Origin of the sequence: Variovorax sp. RTB1 (genome assembly GCF_035018765.1) — a bacterium.
Lineage (GTDB): Bacteria > Pseudomonadota > Gammaproteobacteria > Burkholderiales > Burkholderiaceae_C > Variovorax.
In genome coordinates, this window is record NZ_JASJXG010000013.1 from 36,803 (window position 1) to 55,665 (window position 18,863).

Below are 18,863 nucleotides of genomic sequence, written 5' to 3' on the forward strand. Positions count from 1 at the left end.
CAGTCTTGGCCATGAACACCGTCAGAACCTACATCGTCGAAGACAACGCGACCATCCGTGAGAACCTCGTCGGCACATTGCGCGAAGTGGCGCGTGTCGAAACGGTCGGTGAGGCCGAGACCGAAGACGAGGGTACGGCCTGGCTCACGCATAACCGCGGCAAGTGGGACCTGGCCATCATCGATCTGTTCCTGAAAGAAGGCAGCGGCATGAACGTGATCGAAGCCTGCCGCGACCGGTCATCCACGCAAAGGCTCGTGGTGTTGAGCAACCATACGACGCGCCATGTGCGCCAGCGCTGTGCCGAGCTCGGTGCCGACGCGGTGTTCGACAAGGCCACCGAAATCGATGACCTGATCGACTTCTGCCTGCGCCAGCGGCAAGAGCAAACTAACCACCACTGACGCACGACGCCCACGCGACGCCGATCAGCTTGCACGAGCTTGGCCGCTAGGGGCGCCTGCGGCTTCAACAGTCTCGCGCACGAGCTTCCATACCCGTTCTGCCACGGGCGACAGCGCCCGGTTGCGCCGCCGTATCAGCATGATGGTGCGCTGCACCCGTGGTGTCAGCGGGCGCACCACCAGGTCGCCCAAGCCCCCGGGCGGCAACGACAACGCCGGCATCACGCTGATGCCGATGCCCGCTTCGACCATGCGAAACACGGTGGTCGGATGGCCGAGTTGCTGCGTCACCCGGCACGATGCACCGTGCTTTTTTAACGCCTCGTCGATCAGGCGTCGACTCCCGGAAGCGTGGTCGAGCAGCACCAGTTCCGCGCCATCGAGTGCCGACCATCGCACGCTCTTTTTTTGCGCAAAGGGATGTTCGGGAAGCGTCACGATCACGAAGGGATCGCTCAACATGGTTTCGAAATGCAGGTCGTCGGTGGCCGAAGGCTCGATCACGACGCCGAAGTCGACTTCGCCACTGCGCACGCTGTCCAGCACGTCTTGCTGAATGCGGTCGAGCAGCATGAAATGGATTCCGGGCGCGGCCGTGGCGCATGCCGCGATGCACGCCGGCATGAGGTTGGCCGAAAGCGTCGGGCTGCTGGCCACACGCACCTTGCCGCCGCTCGCATTCGCGAGCCCGGCCACGTCCTGAAGCGTCTGGTCGAGCTCGTCGAGCACGCGATCGAGCCGCGCCGCCAGCGATTGGCCGGCCTCGGTCAGCGCCACCTCGCGCGTGGTGCGATCGAGCAGTTTCAGGCCGAGCTGTGACTCGAGTTCCAGGATGGCGCGGCTCACGGCCGGCTGCGTCAGGCCGACCTGATCCCCGGCGCGGCTGAAGTTGCGGCCCTCCGCAACCGACCGGAAAACCCTGAGCTGACGCAGCGTGACGTTCATGCACCGGAATCATATATCCATTAGATAAATCGATTTCTCTTTTGAATGCGGTCGCGTTCCAATAGGTGCCATGGCCCGTTCACGCTTCCTCCCCGACAACTTCACGCTCGCGCTGGTTTCGACCGTCGTGCTCGCCAGCCTGCTTCCCGCGAGCGGCGGCGGCGCCGTGTTCTTCGGGCGACTGACGACCTTCGCGATCGGCCTGCTGTTCTTTTTGCACGGGGCCAAACTCTCGCGCGAGGCGATCCTGGCGGGCATCACGCATTGGCGCCTGCACCTTTTGGTGTTCGCCTGCACCTTCATCTTGTTTCCGGTGCTCGGCCTTGCGCTCAAACCGGTGTTGCTGCCGCTCGTCACGCCCGAGCTGTACACGGGCATCCTGTTTCTTTGCGTACTGCCGGCCACGGTGCAGTCCGCCATCGCTTTCACCTCGATGGCGCGCGGCAACGTGCCGGCTGCCGTGTGCAGCGCATCGGCGTCGACGCTGCTCGGTGTCTTCATCACGCCGTTGCTGGTCAATCTTGTCGTGGTGCAGCACGCCAGTGCGGGTGCATCGCTCGACTCCATCGGCCGGATCCTGCTGCAGTTGATGGCGCCGTTCGTCGCAGGCCATTTGTTGCGCCCGCTGATCGGCGGCTGGATCAAGCGCCGCGCGTCCATCCTCACATATGTGGACCGTGGCTCGATCCTGCTGGTGGTCTATACGGCCTTCAGCGCCGCCGTGATTGAAGGGCTCTGGAAGCAGGTGCCGATCGGTGCACTGGCCGGCTTGCTGCTGGTGTGCGGCGTGCTGTTGGCCTTGGCGCTGGTCAGCACTACCTGGCTGGCCCGCAAGCTCGGCTTCGACAAGGCCGACGAGATCACGATCGTGTTCTGTGGCTCGAAGAAAAGCCTGGCCAGCGGCATTCCGATGGCGCAGGTGCTGTTCGCGGCGCACACGGTCGGCGCGATCGTGCTGCCGCTGATGCTGTTCCATCAGATGCAGTTGATGGTGTGCGCGTATCTGGCACAGCGCTATGCGCGGCGGCCGCTGATCGAAGCGTCGTCGAAGGTGGCGGAACAAGCCAAGACCGCAAGGTCGGTCGGCCCCTAGGTTTTCAGCCTTTGAGTTCGCCGAGCCGCGACTCGCGCAGCCGGCTCGGTGAAAGCACACCGGCCGAGTCCAGGATCGGATAGGCGATCGAACAAATGTGCGAGTTGATGCGCTTCAGGTCGCTGATCAGGTCGATGTGCAGCGAGCTGGTTTCGATGCTCAGGGCCGTCTGGTTCGACAGCCTGCCGAGGTGCGTGGTCGCATAGGCGCGCTCCAGGTCGCGAAAGCGTGCTTTCTCTTGCAGCAGCTTTTGCGCATCGCGCACGTTGCCGTTCAGGAATACGCTCATGCTCAGGCGCAGGTTGGCGATCAGCCGCTCGTGCAGTTCGACGATCTCCTTCATGCCGGCGTCCGAAAAATTGCGCTGCGGCTTGATCTTCTTGTCTTCGATGTCGATGATCACGCGCTCGATGATGTCGCCGATCTGTTCCATGTTGATCGTGAAGCTGATGATGTCCGTCCAGCGTTTGCTCTCTTCTTCGCCGAGCGCCTCGCGCGAAATCTTCGTCATGTAGTACTTGATGGCCGAGTAGAGCTCGTCCACCGTGTCGTCGAGCTTGCGAAGCTCTTGCGCGAGCCGCAGGTCGTTGTTGCGCAGTACGTTGAGCATGCCGATCAGCATGGTCTCCACGATGTCGGCCTGGTGCAAGGCCTCGCGCGCCGCGTTCGAGATGGCGAGCGAGGGCGTCGAGAGGGCCGATGGATCGAGATGGTGCGGCCGCTGCGTCGCGGTGTTTGCGACTGGCACCGGCATCGCGCGCGACACCAGGCGCGCGACCATGTCTGTAAAGCCGATGAAGCCGAGGCTCACGAACACGTTGAAGGCCAGGTGATACAGCACCACCAGAGAGGTGGCGTCTGAAACGAAGTGGCGCGCTTCGCGCAAATAGAGGCCGACGAAGGGTGCCGCGATGGCGACACCGGCAATCTTGAAGATCAGGTTGCCGACGGTCACCTGGCGCACCGGTACCGGTGACTTGGCGGTCGTGAGGACCGCCAGCAAGCCGCTGCCCAGGTTGGCGCCGAGCACGAGGCCCAACGCCACGTCGAGCGGGACCACGTTAGAGCTCGCCATGGCCGCGACCAGCAGCACCACCGCCAAACTGGAATAGGCGACCACCGCGAAGACCGCACCGATGGTGATCTCGAGCAGCACGTCGCTGTTGAGCGATGCCAGCAATGCGCGCACCGCCGGTGAAGAAAACAGCGGCCCGGTGGTAGCGACCACCAGTTGCAGCGCGAGCAGCATAAGCCCGAGGCCGATCAGCACGCGACCGACCCGGCCTGCGGCGCTGGCAGAGCGCGTGATGAAGAGCACTACGCCGACGAAGATGAAGAGCGGCGACAGCCACGAAAGGTCGGTGGAAAAAAGTACCGACATCAGCGCCGTACCGACGTCGGCACCGCGCATGACAGCCAGCGCTGCCGGCAGCGTGACCAGCCCCGCGCCGACGAAGGATGAAGTCATCAGCGAGGTCGCGGTGCTCGACTGCACCAGCGCCGTGACGCCGATGCCCGACAGCGCGGCCGTGAAGCGGTTGCGCATACTTCGCACGAGGATCTTGCGCAGGTTGGCGCCGAAGACGCGCAACACGCCGGTGCGAACGAGATGGGTTCCCCAGACCAGCAACGCGATGGCTGCCAGCAGGTTCAATAAATGCTTCATCGGGAAAGGCTAACACCCCAGGTTGCTGCCAATTGCGTGTCGCCTTCGCCTGTCCTCTGCGAAGGGGTGCGTGCCTGTAGTCCTCCGCGGCCGGCCCCGCGTCGAGTCCCAAAGGGAGGGGCCGCGCCTCTACTTGCCTCGTCTGACCCGACGAAGCTCGTCCAGCACCAGACAGATCGCTCCCAACGTGATGGCGCTGTCGGCCACGTTGAACGCCGGGAAGTGCCAGTTGCCGACGTAGAAGTCGAGAAAGTCGACCACGTAGCCATGCATCATCCGGTCGATCACGTTGCCGATCGCGCCGCCGAGGATGGATGCCATGGCAAACGAAAACAGCTTCTGGCCGGCGTGCGTCTTGAGCATCCACAAGATGAACACGGCAGCCGCCACGCCGATGGCGGTGAACAGCCAGCGCTGCCAGCCCGAGTGGTCCGCCAAGAACGAAAACGCCGCACCTGTGTTGTGGGCCCGCACGATGTTGAAGAAGCCGGTGACGGGCGTGTGATCGCCCAGCCGGTAGTAGCCCAGGATCAGCGTCTTGGTGAACTGGTCGACGATCAGCACGATCGCTGCCCAGCCTAGCCAGGGCCACAGGCTGCCGCCGCGCGACAAGGTCATGGTGCGCGCCATGTCAGGCAACGCTCCGCACTTCGCCCGCACCGTACAGGTTGCTGGTGCAACGGCCGCAGATGGTCGGGTAGGCCGCGTCGTGGCCTACATCGGCGCGGTAGTGCCAGCAGCGCTCGCATTTGACTTCGCTCGATGCGACGACCACGGTCGACATCGCTGTGCCTGACAGCAGCGCGACGTCCGACGCGATGAGGACGAACTTCAGGTCGTCGCCGAGGGACTGCAGCAGTGCGTGATCTTCCGGCGGCGCCGTCAGTTGCAGCGTGGCTTGCAGCGACGAGCCGACCTTGCCTTCGGCCCGCACTGTTTCGATTTCCTTGTTGACGCCATCGCGGATCTCCCGGATGCGGCTCCACTTGGCGAGCAACGCGTTGTCAGCGGTGCCGAGGTCGGTGTACGTCTGCGTGAAGATCGATTCAGTGTGGCCCAGCACGCGCCACGCTTCTTCCGCGGTGAAGCTCAGGAACGGCGCCATCCAGCGCAGCATCGCCTGCGAGATGTGCCAAAGCGCGGTCTGCGCACTGCGGCGTGCCAGCGAGCCCGGCGCGGTCGTGTAGAGCCGGTCTTTCAGGATGTCGAGGTAGAAGCCGCCCAAGTCTTCCGAGCAGTAGATCTGAAGCTTGGCGACCACCGGATGGAATTCGTACACCTGATAGTGCGCGAGGATCTCGGCCTGGAATTGCGCTGCGCGGCTGAGCGCATAGCGGTCGATCTCGAGCATGCGGTCCAGCGGCACCGCATCCTTGGCGATGTCGAAATCGCAGGTGTTAGCCAGCAGGAAGCGCAGCGTGTTGCGGATGCGGCGATAGCCGTCGACCACGCGCGCGAGGATCTTGTCGTCGCCCGCGATGTCACCTGAATAGTCGCTTGCTGCCACCCACAGGCGGATGATTTCTGCGCCCAGCTTCTTGCTGACTTCCTGCGGGTCGAGCCCGTTGCCGAGCGACTTGCTCATCTTGCGGCCTTGCGCATCGATGGTGAAGCCGTGCGTCAGCAGCCCACGGTACGGCGCACGGCCTTCGAGTGCGCAGGCGATCAGCAGCGATGAGTGGAACCAGCCGCGGTGCTGGTCGTGGCCTTCAAGGTACAGGTCGGCTTCGGGGCCCGTTTCGTGAAAGCCCGGTGCGTGCGTGCCGCGCAGCACGTGCCAGAACGTCGAGCCCGAGTCGAACCAGACTTCGAGGATGTCGGTGCTCTTGGTGTAGCTCGACGCGTCGTCGGCGCCGAGGATCTCTTCGGTCGTGACGCGGCTCCAGGCCTCGATGCCGCCGGCCTCGACGATGCTGGCCGCCTGGTCCAGGATCTCCATCGTGCGCGGGTGCAACTCGCCCGAATCCTTGTGCAGGAAGAACGGGATCGGCACGCCCCAGCTGCGCTGGCGCGAGATGCACCAGTCGGGCCGGTTGGCGATCATGTCGTGCAGGCGCGACTTGCCGTTTTCTGGGTAGAAGGTCGTCTGTTCGATGGCGTCGAGCGCGGTCTGGCGCAAGGTCTTGGGCGCCTTGTCCTTGGTGAACACGCCTTCGCCTTCGTCCATGCGGATGAACCATTGGGCCGCGGCCCTGTAGATGACCGGCGACTTGTGGCGCCAGCAGTGCGGGTAGCTGTGCGTAATGGTTTCTGTCGTCATCAGGCGGCCGGCATCGCGCAGCGCGGCGATGACTTCGGGCACCGCCTTCCAGATGTTCTTGCCGCCGAACAACGGAAAGTCGGCCGCATAGCTGCCGTTGCCTTGTACCGGATTCAGGATGTCGTCGATCGTCAGCCCGTGTGCGATGCAGGAGTTGAAGTCGTCCACGCCATAGGCGGGCGAGGAGTGGACCAGGCCGGTGCCGTCGGTGGCGGTGGCGTAGTCGGCCAGGTACACCGGCGACAGGCGCTGGTAGCCCGCGTCGACGTCATAGAGCGGGTGCTCGAACTCCAGGCCACCGAGCGCCTCGCCCTTGACGGTGGCCAGCACCTTGCCATCGAGCGCATAGCGCGTCATGCACATCTCGACCAACGAGTTGGCCAGGATCAGCAGACCGCGCTCGGTGTCCACCAGCGAATACTCGAGCTCGGGGTTCAGGTTGATCGCCTGATTCGCCGGGATGGTCCAGGCGGTGGTGGTCCAGATGACGGCGAACACATCGCCCAGCACGTCGGGCCGGCCGAAGGCTTCGAGCACCTTGGTGCGTTCGTGCGCTTTGAAGGCGACGTCAATGGTTTGCGACTTCTTGTCGGCGTATTCGATCTCGAACTCGGCCAGCGACGAGCCGCAGTCGAAGCACCAGTACACCGGCTTCAGGCCGCGGTAGACGAAGCCGCGCTCGATCACGCGCTTGAAGGCGCGCAGCTCGCCGGCCTCGTTAGCGAAGTCCATCGTCTTGTACGGATGCGTCCATTCGCCCAGCACGCCCAGGCGCTGAAAGTCAGTCATCTGCTGCGCGATCTGCTCGGTCGCGAAGGCGCGGCTTTTGGCCTGCATGTCGTCGCGGCTCAGGTTGCGGCCGTACTTCTTTTCGATCGCGTTCTCGATCGGCAGGCCGTGGCAGTCCCAGCCCGGCACATAGAGCGCGTCGAAGCCTTCGAGCTGTCGCGCCTTGATGATCATGTCCTTGAGGATCTTGTTGACGGCGTGGCCCATGTGGATCTGGCCGTTGGCGTACGGAGGGCCGTCGTGCAGGATGAACTTGGGCGCGCCCATGCGGGCGTCACGCAGGCGCTGGTAGCGGCCTTCGTCTTCCCATTCCTTGACCCAGCCCGGCTCGCGTTTGGCCATGTCGCCGCGCATCGGGAAGGGGGTGTCGGGCAGGTTGAGAGTGGCGCGGTAGTCGGTCGAGGAGGGGGTGTCGGACATGATTGGAGTACGGAACAGGGCTTCGACAGGCTCAGCCCGAACGGGTCAGCGTCGGAACGGAGGGGAAAGCCGTTCGCCCTGAGCTTGTCGAAGGGCGGCAGCACGAGCGTGCAAGGCTAAATTCGGTCGCGCGTGGTCTGGCGGTGGGTTTCTGCGTGGGTCTGCACAGGCATGGACGCGAAGAACGCGCGCGCGTCCCGGCCATCCTTCGCGATGCCTGCAGTCAGGGCTTCGAGGCTGGTGTAGCGCAATTCGTCGTGCAGTTTTGAGAGCAGTTCCACGCGAACGATTTTACCGTAGGCACCTTCGATGCCGAGTTGCGAGGGCCACTCCAGGCAATGCGTTTCGAGCAGCACACGACCGGCGTTCACGTCGTTGGCATCGAGCGACGGCCGCACGCCGAGGTTGGCAACGCCCGGCAGCGGCTTGTCGCCGAGGCCGTGCACCAGCACCGCGAAGATGCCACTGGCCGCCGGTTTCCAATGCTTGAACCGCAGGTTGAGCGTGCGAAAACCGTCGTCCTTGCCCGGCGCCGACGCACCCAGGGCCCGACCGAGCTTGCGGCCGTGCACCACATGGCCCGAGATGGCATAAGGGCGACCAAGCAGCGTCTGTACCTCTTTCATGCGTCCGGCCTCCAGCGCCTCGCGCACGGCCGAACTCGACACCCTCAGGCCGTGCACTTCGTAGCTGTTCATGCGCGCCACGTCGAAACCGTTCGCGTCACCGGCAGCGTCGAGCATCGCGTAGTCGCCGGCGCGCTTGGCACCGAAGCGGAAGTCGTCACCCACCAGCACATAGCGGGCGCCGAGGCCTTCGACAAGTACGTCGCGCACGAATTCATCGGGGGTTTGCGAGGCCAGCCGATTGTCGAAAGGCAACACGATGGTCTGCGCCACACCGCCGGCAGCGAGCTCGGCCAGCTTGTCGCGAAGGGTGCCGATGCGGGCTGGCGCGAGCTCCGGTCGCTTCGCAAGCGCCGCGAAGTAATCGCGCGGATGCGGCTCGAAAGTCAGCACGCAACTAGGCAGGCCGCGCTGACGGGCCTCGGTGTTCAAAAGCGCGAGCATGGCCTGATGGCCACGATGGACGCCGTCGAAATTGCCGATGGTCAGGGCGCAGGCTTTAGCCACACCCGGGTGCCGAAAACCGCGAAAAACCTGCATAGGCGTTGTCGAATTGATCTCTTTTTGATAGCAGCCCGCGCCCGTCAAATGGGCTCGCAGCAGCGATTTGTCACAAAGCCGGTATATTGTGACGCAGTGAGTCAATTGCCCTCTGTTCAGGGGTGCCTGCGACTCACCGTGTGCATCCGGTCTTTCCGTGGTTCTTCCCTTTTTTGAGGAGACGTGTGGTGAAGGTCTTGAAACTGTCGGCCCAAGGGCTGCCCCAGTCGTGGATATCGCTCGAACAGGCGGTAATTCACTACGCGGCGGACGAAGTTCGCTGGGAGGTGGGCGCGCAGGTGGCGGTGTATCGCGGTGGGCACAACGCTGTGACCGGGCTGCAGTCGCAGATCGCGATCAACAGCATCATCGGCACGAAGGGCGTGCCGCGCATCAATCCTTTCACGCAGCGCCCCGGGCTGACCAACAGCAAGCTGTTCTCCCGTGACCGGGGTTTCTGCGCCTATTGCGGCGGCCACTTCCACGACGACGAACTCACGCGCGAGCACATCATTCCGTTTGCGCAAAACGGCATCGACGTGTGGATGAACGTGGTCACGGCCTGCAAGCCCTGCAACCACCGCAAGAGCAGCCGCACGCCGGAGCAGGCGAACATGCCGCTGCTCTACGCGCCCTATGTGCCCAGCCTGTGGGAAGACTTCATCTTGCGCAACCGCCGTATCCTCGCGGATCAAATGGAGTTCCTGATGGCGCACCTGCCGCACAGCTCGCGCTTGCACGGCTAGCAGCGCCGCTCTCCAATTCCGCTGCGGCCTCCGGACGACTCAGTACGTCAGTTCGAGCAACGTGATGTTGCCTTGCGCCGCGGGCCAGGTCTGGCCTGCGACGCGCTCACCATTGAACTCGCCGGCGACAGAACGCGGCGCCTCGCTCGTCAGCTTGATCTTCGACGACGAAACACCCGAACCGTGCGGCGGAACGCCCGGCAGCGCAGCTTGCCCGTCGAAGCGCATGGTGTCGCGCTCGGCATCGAAGTAGCCGCGCGGGCGGGTAAAGATCACGATGGCACTGGCATCGCGGTCTGCCGGCGCAATGCGTTCGGGTCGCAGGTTGATCACGCTGCTGCTGCGCGGAAAAGGGCTGCGGTAGACATGTGTGGTGGCATAGCCCGGCGCCGTGATCTCGAACTCGTAGGCGGTGCCGGACTGTGCTCCGAACGGTCCCCAGCGGCCGTCGGCGCCGATCGTCTTGCGATGGACCGGTTCGCCGGTGCGAGCGCCCGTGCTGGCATCCGTTGCATAGACCGCCAACTGCGCGCCCACGATCGGGATGTTGTTGGTGAACTGACCGCTCGCCGGATCGATGCTCGAAAGCCCGAGGCCGGTGAGGCGCCCGTCGAGCACGACTGTGGACTCTGGTGTCACGGCGGTGGTCCTCGGTGCCTCGCCCACCAGAAACTGCCAGGTCGCGGCGAAGGCCGCCGGCGAGAACGACGTCTCGCGGTGATCGACACGCGGTAGCACGATGTTGGTCGCGCCCTTCAGCGCCGGCGCGTCGTAGCCGATGTTCGTCGGCTTGCCGGGCGCACCGATCCACACGCCATCGGGTTGCGCGAACTTGTCGTTGCTGTCGGAGCGCAGCGTGAGCCAACGGACGCCGGACGTGACCTCGTCGCCGCTCGGTCCCTTGGGCATGTTCAGTTGTTGAATGAGGGCCGAGCGCGCCGAAAATTCACTGCGTTCGTTGAAGCCCGGCACGTTCCAGATGCCGTGGGCGGGGTTTCCGCCCAGCACCACGGCGCTGACCTTGCCAGCGCCGCCGTAGTTTTGTACGTAGTTGCGGATCGTGTTGCCGCCACGCGAGTTGCCAAGCAGCACGACCTTGCTGGCGCCCGTCGCTTTCAGCACTTTGTCGACTTCGGTTTGCAGAAAGGCTGCGGACTCCGCCGTCGAAGTGCGGCCCGGTTGAGCGATGGTGTCGTCGTCCCGCGCCAGCGGCATCGGCTGGTCGACGGCGAACAGCCGATCACGTGGCCAGCCGTTCGACTCGAAGCGCCAGATCGTCGTCTGCCAAAGCGCTGCTGAATCGCCATTGCCGTGCATGAACACGATCGGCGGACGCTCGGTCGACGACGGGGAAGGCGCGGTGGCGCAGGCGGTGAGCATGGTGACGGCGACGGCCGTGGCCAAACCCGCAATGAGGACTGTGCGACGTGTGTACGTGGGCATTACAAGCTTCGTTCCAAGTAAATACAAAACGCCCGCCGGCGAGTGCGGGCGGGCGTGTGGTGCGCTGGATGCAAGGGCGCTGGTCGGCAGGTGGCGAGAGAAGTCGCGCCTTCAGGCGAAGACGCCCGCCGTGTCATGCATGCGCGTGGACACTTCTCCCAGGTGATGCAGGGTGTCGCCGAACGTCATTTCGAGCTGCGTGAGCTTGCGAAAGTAATGGCTCGCGATGTATTCGTCGGTCACGCCGATGCCGCCGTGCAACTGCACCGAGTTCGCCGCGACGTAGCGCATCGACGTGCCGAGTTGGTACTTGGCCCGTGCCATTGCCTGCCGGCGTTCCTCTGCCGGGGCATTGAGCTTGAGCGATGCGTAGTAGCTCATCGAGCGCGCAAGTTCAAGCTGCATCTTCATGTCGGCGATGCGATGGCGCAGCGCCTGGAAGGTGGAGATCGTCACACCGAATTGCTTGCGCTGGTTCATGTAGTCGACCGTCAACGCGACCGTCTTGTCCATGACGCCGACCGCTTCGGCACAAATCGCTGCGATGCCGATGTCGACAGCGTGCTCTAGGGCCGTCAGTCCGTCGACCGTGACCAAAATTGCCGCAGCCTTGTCGAACACGACTTCAGCGGCGCGGTCGCCAGCCTGCGTGCCGTAGCCGCGTGCTTCGACACCGCTGGCGCTGCGCTCGACCAAAAAGAGTGCGATCTTTCCGTCGAGCTGGGCCGGCACGAGGAAAGCATCGGCTTCATCGCCGGCAGCCACCAGGCTCTTGGTGCCGTTGACCGTGTAACCGTCGCCCGACTTGGCGGCTTTTGCCTCGCACACGTCGAGTCGGTAGCGTGCCTTGCGCTCCTGGTACGCGAGCACGACGATGGCCTGACCGCCGGCGATGCGCGGCAGCCAGTTTTCCTTGATGTCGGCGCCGGCGTAGCCGCTCAGCACCCCGCCCGCGATCAGCGTCTGTGCAAAAGGCTCGAGCACGATGCCGCGGCCGAGTTCTTCCATGACCACCATGCCTGCAACGGGGCCCATGCCAAGCCCGCCGTCGTCTTCGCTGATGTAGAGACCGCCAAGGCCGAGTTCGGCGATCTCGTCCCATGCTTCGCGCGAGAAGCCACCGGCCGCTTCGATCTTGCGGCGGCGTTCGAAGTCATAACCTTTGTCGACCCACTTGCGAACGGCGTCGCGAAGTTGTTCCTGGTCGTCGGTGAAGTTGAAATCCATTTTTAATTCCTAGCGAAGCTCTTGCTGGAGCCCCCTCGTGGAGGGGGAGTGGGGAGCAGTCCTGTCGCGCTCGCGCGGACGGTTCTAAGGCGTTAGCCGAGAACCGTCTGCGCGACGATGTTGCGTTGCACTTCGTTCGAGCCACCGTAGATGGTGGTCTTGCGCATGTTGAAGAAGGTCGACGTGAGCGGCGCCAGTGCAGGGTTGCCACCGGGAAAGTTGCCTTGGTAGCCAGCTTCCATCGCCTCGCGGATGAGCGGTAGCGAATAAGCGCCGCCCGCCAGCATCATCAGTTCCGTATAGCGCTGCTGAATTTCGCTGCCGCGAATCTTCAGCAGACCGGCGACGTCTAGCGAGTTCTTGCCCGACGTGGCGGCCGACAGAACGCGCAGGACCATCATCTCGAGGGCGACCAGGTCGACTTCGAGCTTGGCAATCTCGTCGCGGAAGCGCGAAGCGTAAGCATCGCCCGCCGCGTCCCAAACGCCTTCGCTCTTCGCGATGCGCTTGAGGCGTTCGAGTTCGCGCTTGGCGCGGTTCACGTCGGCAATGTTGGTGCGCTCGTGGCTGAGCAAATGCTTGGCGTAGGTCCAGCCCTTGTTCTCTTCGCCGACCAGGTTCTCGGCCGGCACTTCGACGTTGTCGAAGAACACTTCGTTGACTTCATGGCCGCCGTCAAGCAACTTGATCGGCCGCACGGTCACGCCTTTCGACTTCATGTCGAGCAGCAGGAAGCTGATGCCGGTCTGCGGCTTGCCTTCGTTGCTGGTGCGCACGAGGTTGAACATCCAGTCGCCATACTGGCCGAGCGTGGTCCAGGTCTTTTGGCCGTTGACGATGTACTTGTCGCCTTGGCGTTCGGCCTTGGTCTTGACCGAGGCGAGGTCGGAACCCGAACCCGGCTCGCTGTAGCCCTGGCTCCACCAGACTTCACCGCTGGCGATGCCAGGCAGAAAGCGCTTCTGCTGTTCGGCATTGCCGAAAGCCATGATCACCGGCGCGACCATCACAGGTCCGAACGGAATGATGCGCGGCGCGCCTGCCAGGGCGGTTTCTTCCTCGAAAAGATGGCGCTGGATGGCTGTCCAACCCGGACCGCCGAATTCCTTTGGCCAGCCGTAACCGAGCCAGCCCTTGGAGCCCAAAATCTTGGCCCACCGCTGGAGATCTTCACGCGTCAGCTCGAGCGCGTTGTGCACCTTGTGCGAAATCTCGGGGGGAAGGTTCTCTTTGACCCAGGCGCGAATATCTTCGCGGAACTTTTGTTCTTCGGGCGTGAAGCTCAAATCCATGCATGCCTCGCTGTGTTGATCGGATCGCCGTTGCGGCTTGATTTCCGGAATTGCGGTTTTTAGCACGGTCGTGCGGTTTTCGGGTGTCCGCGCCGCGACAAAAAGGTCGCAGCTGCGCGCACAGATAATTCGCGCCTCCATGAAAAACATCGTGATCCTGATTTCCGGTGGCGGCTCCAACATGGCGGCCATCGTGCGGGCTGCCGGGAGCGGTCGCTGGGCAGAGCGCTTCAGCGCTCGCATCGCGGCGGTCATCAGCAACCAGCCGACGGCGGGCGGCCTTTCTCTGGCAGCAGCGAACGGCATCGCTACGGCGGCCGTAGACCACAAAGCATTTGCGGTGCGCGATGAGTTCGACGCCGCACTGGCAGCAGCCATCGACGTTCATGCGCCGGCGCTGGTCGTTTTGGCAGGATTCATGCGTATCTTGACTCCCGGCTTCGTGGCGCATTTCGACGGGCGTCTGATCAACATCCACCCGTCGTTACTTCCGGCCTTTCCGGGGCTTCGCACCCACCAAAGAGCGATCGACGCGGGCTGCCAGGTGGCGGGCGTTACCGTGCACCATGTCACCACGGAGCTCGACCACGGCCCGATCCTCGCGCAGGCCGCGGTGCCTGTGCTGCATGGCGATACGGCCGCCACTCTGTCCGAGCGGGTGCTCGCACAGGAGCATCGCCTTTATCCGCTGGCCATCGAGCGCTGGCTCGAAATCGAAGCAACTGCTAGTCTGAAATCCGCTTGAACCTCAGGCGTTCGACGCCATCGAACTGAACGGTTTCGCCAAACATCGCTGTGGGCCGTACCCATAGACCATGCTGGCCGTAAAGCGCGCGATAAAGCGTCATCGGCTCCAAGGTTTCGCTGTGGCGCACGGTGTCGATGACTTCGTATTCGTCGCCTTTGTAGTGGCGGTAGCGGCCGGGTGGCGTCGCAATCAGGGGAGGGAGGTCGTCGTCGGTCATCGTCGGATTGTGGCGGCCGGCGTCTGGGCGCCGGCGCTGCGGAGGCAGGATGGGACAATCGCCCCATGCATCCCCAAGCCCTGTTGCAGGCGACCGCCGATCTGGTCGGCCTTGTTCTGAAATTCGATCATCCGGCCGACCAGGTCGTTTCCCGTTTTTTTCGTGATCACCGTGAGTTCGGGCCGCGCGAGCGCGGCACGCTGGCCGAGACCGTTTACACCGTGCTTCGGAAGAAGCTGTTGTTCGATCACTTGTCGCCCTCGGGCAGCGGTTCCAAGGAGCGGCGCATGGCGATTTTGGGGTTCTACGGACCCCGCGACTTCCTGAAAAGTGCACTCAACGACACCGAAAAGCGTTGGCTGGACAACTGCGACGCCGTCAGCCAGGACGATCTCCTCGAGCGCCATCGCCACAATTTGCCCGAATGGATGGTCGGCCCGCTAAAGGCGCAATTGGGCGATGATTTTTGGCGGTTGGCCGAGAGCTTGCAGCAACCGGCACCGCTCGATCTGCGGGTCAATGTGCTGATCGCCAAGCGGCCCGAAGTCAAAGCGGAACTGAAGAAGGCAGGCATCGCCGCCGTAGAAACGCCGTTCTCGCCTTGGGGTTTGCGCATCGACGGCAAGCCGGCGCTCAACAAGCTGGACGCCTTTGTGCGCGGCGCGGTCGAGGTACAGGACGAAGGGTCGCAATTGCTGGCGTTGCTGCTCGACGCCAAGCGCGGCGAAATGGTGGTCGATTTTTGCGCTGGCGCGGGCGGCAAGACGCTCGCCATCGGTGCCACGATGCGCAACACCGGTCGGCTGTATGCCTTCGACACCTCGGCGCACCGGCTTGACGCTCTGAAGCCACGGCTCGCACGCAGCCAGTTGTCCAACGTCCATCCTGCCGCAATCGCGCACGAGCGCGACGACCGCGTCAAGCGCCTGGCCGGGAAGATCGATCGCGTGCTGGTCGACGCGCCCTGTTCGGGACTCGGCACCCTTCGCCGCAATCCCGATCTGAAGTGGCGCCAGTCGCCCCAGTCGGTGGCGGAAATGACTGCGAAGCAGGCCGCCATCCTGCAAAGTGCGGCACGGCTGGTGAAGTCCGGCGGCAGGCTTGTCTATGCGACGTGCAGCCTGCTGCCGGAAGAAAACGAGGCCATTGCGGAGGCTTTCAGCGCGGCCAACCCGGATTTCGCGCCGATGGACGTGGCAGAGGTGCTTGAGGGGCTGAAAGTCGAGGGCGCAAAAGAATTGTGTGCACGCGGCGAGAGCGGTACCCGCTATTTGCGGCTTTGGCCACACAAGCACGCGACCGATGGTTTCTTTGCAGCCATATGGAACCGCAAATAGGCGCGAGGCTCCAAAGAGGTAGATACCCTTGCGATTTATCAAGGATATAGGGCCTCAAAATGGCCTCGGCCCCTTAAAATTCGACCATATCTTAAGGCTGCACCTTCGTGTGGCCATGGAGTACCTGACTCAATGTTGCTTCCTGACTCTGCCGTTCTGAACGCGGCCATCGAATGGCTCGGACACGGCTTGTGGAATCTGACGTGGTGGGAAGTCGTGCTGTACACGCTCGTTACCACGCACATTACTATCGCGGCCGTCACTATCTTCCTGCACCGGACGCAAACGCACCGTGCCATGGACCTGGGCCCGATCCCGTCTCATTTTTTCCGCTTTTGGCTCTGGCTCGGCACCGGCATGGTGACCAAGGAATGGGTTGCCATTCACCGGAAGCACCATGCGAAGTGCGAGACGGAAGAAGATCCGCACAGCCCGCAGGTCAAGGGCATCGACGAAGTGCTTTGGCGCGGCGCCGAGCTCTATCGCAAAGAATCCAAGAACATGGAAACGATGGAGCGTTACGGCCACGGCACGCCTGACGACTGGATCGAGCGCAATCTGTACACGCGCTTCAGCTGGCAAGGCGTGGGCTTGATGCTGGTCATCAATGTGGCGCTGTTCGGCATGTTGGGCCTGGCTGTTTGGGCCGTGCAGATGCTCTGGATTCCAATCACTGCTGCCGGCATCATCAATGGCATTGGCCACTACTGGGGCTACCGCAACTTCGAGGCGCCCGATGCGAGCCGCAATGTTTCGCCTTGGGGTCTGATCATTGGCGGCGAAGAACTGCACAACAATCACCACACCTACCCGACGTCGGCCAAGTTCTCTGTCAAAAAGTACGAGTTCGATATCGGCTGGGTCTACATCCAGATGATGCAAGCCATCGGCTGGGCCAAGGTCAAAAAGGTTCCGCCAAAGATGCTCATGGGCGACATCCAGCCCGTGGCCAACGAGAAGACGCTCGAGGCCGTCATCGCCAATCGCTATGAAGTTATGGCCGGTTATGCCCGGGGAATGCGTCAAACGACGCGTGACGAACTGGCCGTGCTTAAGGCCAAGGGCGCCGATCTGTCGGTTCTGAAGGCGGCCAACCGCTGGCTGCATCGCGACGACGACAAGGTGCCGGCATCGGCCCGTCCACACTTGGTGCAGGCCCGTGCCGCGCACCCGGTGCTGGACAAGATGGTGACGATGCGTGAGGAACTGCGTCAGCTGTGGCTCAATACATCGCACTCGCGTGAACAGTTGGCCAGCGATCTGGCCGCTTGGTGTCACCGCGCGGAAGCCAGCGGCATCAGCGCGCTGCGTGAGTTCTCGGTGCGCTTGCGGGCTGCTCGTACATAGCAGTACAGATCACCTACTGGCTCGTCTCAATGCGATGGCGCGTGGGACGGGAATGAAAAGCCGGCTCTATGCCGGCTTTTTTGTGTCTGTCACCTTGGTGCGTTGGCGCTCTCCATAGATCGCAGGCGACAAAAAACCCGCTGGATTGCAGCGGGTTTTTAATGGATCCAGCCGAATTACTTCAGCTTGATTTCCTTGTATTCGACGTGCTTGCGCGCCTTGGGATCAAACTTCATGATCGACATCTTTTCAGGCATCGTCTTCTTGTTCTTGCTGGTCGTATAGAAATGGCCGGTACCCGCAGTGGATTCCAGCTTGATCTTTTCGCGTCCGCCTTTGCTCGTTGCCATGATTTAGCTCCTTAAGCTTGGCCGCGTGCGCGCAGATCTGCGAGCACGACGTCGATGCCGTTTTTGTCGATCAGGCGCAAAGCAGCGCTTGAAACACGCAGGCGAATCCAGCGGTTTTCTGTCTCGACCCAGAAACGACGGTATTGCAGGTTCGGCAAGAACCGGCGCTTGGTTTTGTTGTTGGCGTGGGAAACATTGTTTCCGACCATCGGGCCCTTACCCGTGACTTGACATACGCGTGCCATGTGGACGCTCCTTCATGAACAGCTGGCACCGGTCGCAGCGGAACGAAATCCGTTGGGGGTGGTTTGCAGCTTGACCTCGCCAGAAACGGGTGGCGGTACCCCGGTTTGCCGGAGCGCAAAAATGCACCCGAATTCAGCAAAGCCTGCGATTATAGCGTGCCGTCTTGTTCGAGGAAGCGCTGCGCGTCGAGCGCTGCCATGCAGCCCGTGCCTGCGCTGGTGATGGCTTGACGGTAGATGCTGTCTTGCACATCGCCTGCGGCAAAGACGCCCGGCACGCTCGTCATGGTCGCAAAGCCCTGCAGCCCCGAGCGCGTCACGATGTAGCCGCCGTTCATCTCGACCTGGCCTTCGAAAATGTCGGTGTTGGGGTGATGACCGATCGCGATGAAGCAGCCCTGCAGCTTGATGTCTTCGGTCGAGCCTGTTTGCGCATTTTTGAGTCGAACGCCCGTCACGCCCGAGTCGTCGCCCAGCACTTCGTCGAGCGTGTTGTGGACCTTGAGTACGATCTTGCCTTCACGCTCTTTCTCGTAGAGCTTGTCGATCAAGATGGGCTCCGCCTTGAACTTGTCGCGTCGATGCACGAGAGTGACCTTGCTGGCGATATTCGACAGGTAGAGCGCCTCTTCGACCGCCGTGTTGCCGCCGCCAATGACGCAAACTTCCTGGTTCTTGTAAAAGAAGCCGTCGCAAGTTGCGCATCCGGACACACCGCGTCCCATGAACTTCTGTTCCGATTCGAGGCCCAGATACTTTGCCGAAGCACCGGTGGAGATTACGAGGGCGTCGCAGGTGTAGGTTGCGCTGTCGCCGGAGAGAGTGAAAGGTCGCTTGCTCAAGTCGACCTTGTTGATGTGATCGAACACGATTTGCGTCTTGAAACGCTCTGCGTGCTCCAGAAAACGCTGCATCAGTTCGGGGCCTTGAACACCGTGAACGTCTGCCGGCCAATTGTCGACTTCGGTCGTGGTCATGAGCTGTCCGCCCTGAGCCATGCCGGTGATGAGGAGCGGTTGCAGGTTGGCGCGTGCCGCATAAACGGCGGCGGTGTAGCCGGCCGGGCCGGAGCCCAGGATTAGGACCTTGGCGTGTTGTGGGGATGAGGACATGGATAGAAAACCTAAGATTTGCGCTGCGCCAGCGTGTACATTTTCAGGGTGATAGG

The 18,863-nt window shown here is 62.8% G+C and carries 18 protein-coding genes; 6 read left to right on the forward strand and 12 right to left on the reverse strand.

The window, feature by feature from the left end; genetic code table 11:
• Nucleotides 1-11 precede the first annotated feature (11 nt).
• Complete coding sequence (locus QN397_RS10790; protein WP_323497660.1) at nt 12-404, forward strand: response regulator; 393 nt, start codon at nt 12-14, stop codon at nt 402-404.
• A gap of 24 nt (nt 405-428) precedes the next feature.
• Here the strand turns inward: QN397_RS10790 and QN397_RS10795 are convergent, their stop codons facing one another.
• Nucleotides 429-1,349, reverse strand: a complete 921-nt coding sequence (locus tag QN397_RS10795) for a LysR family transcriptional regulator (protein WP_323497659.1) — start codon at nt 1,347-1,349, stop codon at nt 429-431.
• A 70-nt stretch (nt 1,350-1,419) separates the two neighbouring features.
• Here QN397_RS10795 and QN397_RS10800 point away from each other — a divergent pair, with 70 nt between their 5' ends.
• Nucleotides 1,420-2,442, forward strand: a complete 1,023-nt coding sequence (locus tag QN397_RS10800; protein WP_323497658.1) for a bile acid:sodium symporter family protein — start codon at nt 1,420-1,422, stop codon at nt 2,440-2,442.
• Nucleotides 2,443-2,446: 4 nt separating this feature from the next.
• Here the strand turns inward: QN397_RS10800 and QN397_RS10805 are convergent, their stop codons facing one another.
• The 4 genes from QN397_RS10805 to QN397_RS10820 form a co-directional block, all read right to left on the reverse strand.
• A complete protein-coding gene (locus QN397_RS10805) occupies nt 2,447-4,108 on the reverse strand; it encodes a Na/Pi cotransporter family protein (protein WP_323497657.1) in 1,662 nt (553 codons plus the stop codon).
• A gap of 129 nt (nt 4,109-4,237) precedes the next feature.
• On the reverse strand, nt 4,238-4,726 hold the full coding sequence (gene lspA, locus QN397_RS10810; protein ID WP_409051580.1) for a signal peptidase II: 489 nt from the start codon (nt 4,724-4,726) through the stop codon (nt 4,238-4,240).
• Nucleotides 4,727-4,739: 13 nt separating this feature from the next.
• Nucleotides 4,740-7,577 (reverse strand): isoleucine--tRNA ligase, encoded by a 2,838-nt coding sequence (ileS, locus tag QN397_RS10815; RefSeq protein WP_323497655.1) that lies wholly within the window; start codon nt 7,575-7,577, stop codon nt 4,740-4,742.
• 116 nt (nt 7,578-7,693) lie between these two features.
• Entirely contained in the window at nt 7,694-8,743 is a 1,050-nt protein-coding gene (locus QN397_RS10820; protein ID WP_323497654.1) for a bifunctional riboflavin kinase/FAD synthetase, read from the reverse strand.
• Between the two features lie 188 nt (nt 8,744-8,931).
• Here QN397_RS10820 and QN397_RS10825 point away from each other — a divergent pair, with 188 nt between their 5' ends.
• Complete coding sequence (locus QN397_RS10825) at nt 8,932-9,489, forward strand: HNH endonuclease (RefSeq protein ID WP_323497653.1); 558 nt, start codon at nt 8,932-8,934, stop codon at nt 9,487-9,489.
• Nucleotides 9,490-9,528: 39 nt separating this feature from the next.
• Here QN397_RS10825 and QN397_RS10830 read toward each other — a convergent pair whose 3' ends face one another.
• From QN397_RS10830 to QN397_RS10840, 3 genes are all read right to left on the reverse strand, one after another.
• Complete coding sequence (locus QN397_RS10830) at nt 9,529-10,932, reverse strand: alpha/beta fold hydrolase (protein ID WP_323497652.1); 1,404 nt, start codon at nt 10,930-10,932, stop codon at nt 9,529-9,531.
• 111 nt (nt 10,933-11,043) lie between these two features.
• Nucleotides 11,044-12,159 (reverse strand): acyl-CoA dehydrogenase family protein, encoded by a 1,116-nt coding sequence (locus QN397_RS10835; protein WP_323497651.1) that lies wholly within the window; start codon nt 12,157-12,159, stop codon nt 11,044-11,046.
• A 92-nt stretch (nt 12,160-12,251) separates the two neighbouring features.
• A complete protein-coding gene (locus QN397_RS10840) occupies nt 12,252-13,451 on the reverse strand; it encodes an acyl-CoA dehydrogenase family protein (protein WP_323497650.1) in 1,200 nt (399 codons plus the stop codon).
• Between the two features lie 139 nt (nt 13,452-13,590).
• On the opposite strand from QN397_RS10840, the gene purN reads away from it, so the two are divergent.
• Nucleotides 13,591-14,196 (forward strand): phosphoribosylglycinamide formyltransferase, encoded by a 606-nt coding sequence (purN, locus tag QN397_RS10845; RefSeq protein WP_323497694.1) that lies wholly within the window; start codon nt 13,591-13,593, stop codon nt 14,194-14,196.
• Here purN and QN397_RS10850 read toward each other — a convergent pair.
• Complete coding sequence (locus tag QN397_RS10850; RefSeq protein WP_323497649.1) at nt 14,177-14,416, reverse strand: DUF1653 domain-containing protein; 240 nt, start codon at nt 14,414-14,416, stop codon at nt 14,177-14,179. The two genes, purN and QN397_RS10850, sit on opposite strands and share 20 nt — an antisense overlap.
• 65 nt (nt 14,417-14,481) lie before the next feature.
• Between QN397_RS10850 and QN397_RS10855 the strand changes: the two genes are divergently transcribed.
• Together QN397_RS10855 and QN397_RS10860 are read left to right on the forward strand one after the other, a co-directional pair.
• Nucleotides 14,482-15,753: an RsmB/NOP family class I SAM-dependent RNA methyltransferase gene (locus QN397_RS10855; RefSeq protein WP_323497648.1), complete on the forward strand. Its 1,272-nt coding sequence runs from the start codon at nt 14,482-14,484 to the stop codon at nt 15,751-15,753.
• A 132-nt stretch (nt 15,754-15,885) separates the two neighbouring features.
• Nucleotides 15,886-17,100, forward strand: coding sequence for a fatty acid desaturase (locus tag QN397_RS10860; RefSeq protein ID WP_323497646.1), 1,215 nt, complete (start codon nt 15,886-15,888; stop codon nt 17,098-17,100).
• A 176-nt stretch (nt 17,101-17,276) separates the two neighbouring features.
• Here the strand turns inward: QN397_RS10860 and rpmG are convergent, their stop codons facing one another.
• The 3 genes from rpmG to trxB form a co-directional block, all read right to left on the reverse strand.
• Entirely contained in the window at nt 17,277-17,450 is a 174-nt protein-coding gene (gene rpmG, locus QN397_RS10865) for a 50S ribosomal protein L33 (protein WP_007830291.1), read from the reverse strand.
• 11 nt (nt 17,451-17,461) lie between these two features.
• Entirely contained in the window at nt 17,462-17,695 is a 234-nt protein-coding gene (rpmB, locus tag QN397_RS10870) for a 50S ribosomal protein L28 (RefSeq protein WP_323497645.1), read from the reverse strand.
• Between the two features lie 149 nt (nt 17,696-17,844).
• Nucleotides 17,845-18,807, reverse strand: a complete 963-nt coding sequence (gene trxB / locus QN397_RS10875) for a thioredoxin-disulfide reductase (protein WP_323497644.1) — start codon at nt 18,805-18,807, stop codon at nt 17,845-17,847.
• Nucleotides 18,808-18,863 lie beyond the last annotated feature (56 nt).